This is a genomic window from Roseateles sp. P5_B10 (genome assembly GCF_056400485.1).
This window is the reverse complement of sequence record NZ_JBFULE010000887.1, coordinates 1-2,061: the sequence shown is the minus strand read 5'-3', so window position 1 is coordinate 2,061 and position 2,061 is coordinate 1. Positions and strand designations below refer to the sequence as shown.

General features: G+C 68.0%; 2 protein-coding genes. One reads left to right on the top strand and one right to left on the bottom strand.

What is annotated here, in order from left to right:
• Positions 1 to 768, top strand: a 768-nt coding sequence (locus tag AC1DU6_RS28880) for an alpha-L-arabinofuranosidase C-terminal domain-containing protein (RefSeq protein ID WP_477861357.1), incomplete at its 5' end; no start/stop codon positions are given.
• A 22-nt stretch (positions 769 to 790) separates the two neighbouring features.
• Here the strand turns inward: AC1DU6_RS28880 and AC1DU6_RS28875 are convergent.
• Positions 791 to 2,061: hypothetical protein (locus AC1DU6_RS28875; RefSeq protein WP_477861356.1), on the bottom strand; the 1,271-nt coding region annotated here is incomplete at its 5' end.

Sequence of the window (2,061 nt, the reverse complement as noted above, 5' to 3'; positions counted from 1 at the left end):
CACCAGTACACCGTCCCGACCGGCAACTGGGACGTCAAGGGCAAGGACCTCGGCTTCAAGGAAGGCGAGTGGATCTCGACCCTGGCCAATACCTTGAAGATGGATCAGCTGATCAAGGACCACGTGGCCGTGCTGGACAAACACGACCCCGAGAAGAAGATCGGATTGATGATCGACGAGTGGGGCACCTGGTATGACGAAGTGAACCCCAGAGGCGGGCTGTTCCAGCAGAACTCCCTGCGCGACGCGCTCGTGGCGGCGCTGAACTTCCACATCTTCCATGAGCACGCGGAGCGGGTTCCGATGACGACCATCGCCCAGATGGTCAACGTCCTGCAGGCGATGATCCTGACGGACAAGGAGAAGATGGTCCTGACCCCGACCTACTACGCCTTTCAGATGTATGCGCCGTTCCAGGATGCCAAGTCGCTGCCGCTGGCCATCAAGGACAACACCAGCTACACCCTGGGCGCTGTGACCATTCCGGGCGTGAGCGCTTCGGCGGCACGCGCCAAGGACGGCAAGGTGTACCTGGCGCTGGTCAACACCGATCCGTCCAAGGCGGTCGATGTCGCCGTCRACGTYGCSGGCACGAAGGTCAACGGTGCGGCMGGCAAGGTGCTGACCTCGGCCGCGATGGACGCGCACAACACCTTCCAGGATCCGCAGGTCRTCAAGCCGGCGGCGTTCAGCGCGCGTGYCGCGGACGGCAAGCTGTCSATCAAGGTACCTGCCAAGGCCGTGATGGTGGTCGCGCTGGAGGAGTGAAGGCTTGGCGCGCGGGCTCTGCCTAGAGCCCCTGGGGCAGCACCCACTCGATGCCGATACGGCGCGTGGCCGTTCCGTCGCGCAGTTGCGCCGGGTCGGGGGCAGCAGCGGGGGTGGTGGCGGCGCGAGCCAGGCTCACGGCGTCCAGCTCGCGCTCCAGAGCCAGGGCAGGCACACCGCGCACGCCGGCCGCCATGATTTCGCGGCGCTGCACGAAGCTGCGCACGATCTTGCCGGCAGCATCGAGATCCTGTTCCACGACGACCGTGCCCGCAAGCTCGGCGCGGCGCGCGAACAGCGGAAAGCCGTTCGCGTCGGTCGCGCCCGGGCCGCTGCGCGGCACATCGGGCAGCAGATAGCCCGACGAACGCACGGCCATGGCGGTGCGCCAGGCATGCAGCGCACGCGGCGCCGTCATCCGCTGGGTGCGTACCTGCTCCTGGCTCCACCAGCGCAGCAGCTCGCAACGTGAAGCGGGTGATTGCGCGGCATAGGTCCAGCCCGGCGCCTGCAGCGCGTTGCGCACCTCGGGGGCGAGGCTGGAAGCGTTGCCCGGCGGCTTGGGCAGCGCAGCGACCAGCTCATCCTCAAACGCGCGGTCCGGCGAGGGCGGCACCTGCCGCGGGACCTGACCCCATCGAGCCAGGCGCGCCGCCTCGCCCTGCCAGGCGGCGTCGCGCTGCTCTGCGGGCAGCGCCTCGATCAGCTGCGCCACCTGCGCCACGGGCCGCGGCTGGTCGAGCCGCTGGCAAATGGCGGGTGTCTTGAGCGCATCGATCCAGATCGTGTCGCTGGGGTGCGGCGTTGCATCGGCTTGCCACAGCGCCACTTCGTTGAGCACGCGATTGCTCAATCGCTGCGCAGCCACTTCCGCCCGCAGCTCGCCCTTGCCCTGCGCGGTTTCATCGGTCAGCCATGCCGCCCAGCCGGCCTGTGCGCGCTCACGTTGTTGACGCAGCACACCCTCGGCCACGCTTCGGTGCTCCGGAGAAAGCTTCAGGTCGGCAGGCAGCTGGAACATGCCCGCCAGCAAGTCCACCGGCTGGCGCAGCAGTCCCGCATCGCGCTCCAAGCGCTCACGCAGCTTTGCTCGCTGTTCGACCATCAAGCGGCGTGCGGCTTCGTCACGCTGCTGGTCGATCAGCTCCTGAGCCATCTGCTTGTTCTTCGCCGCCGCAGCCGCCTTGTCTGGGCTCTGCCCCTCGGCCGTCACGCCGCCAACGCGACCGGGCTCCATGCCGGGAAAGGTGCCGACCTGAGCCAGCACCGCAGCCGGTGCATGCAGAAGCACCG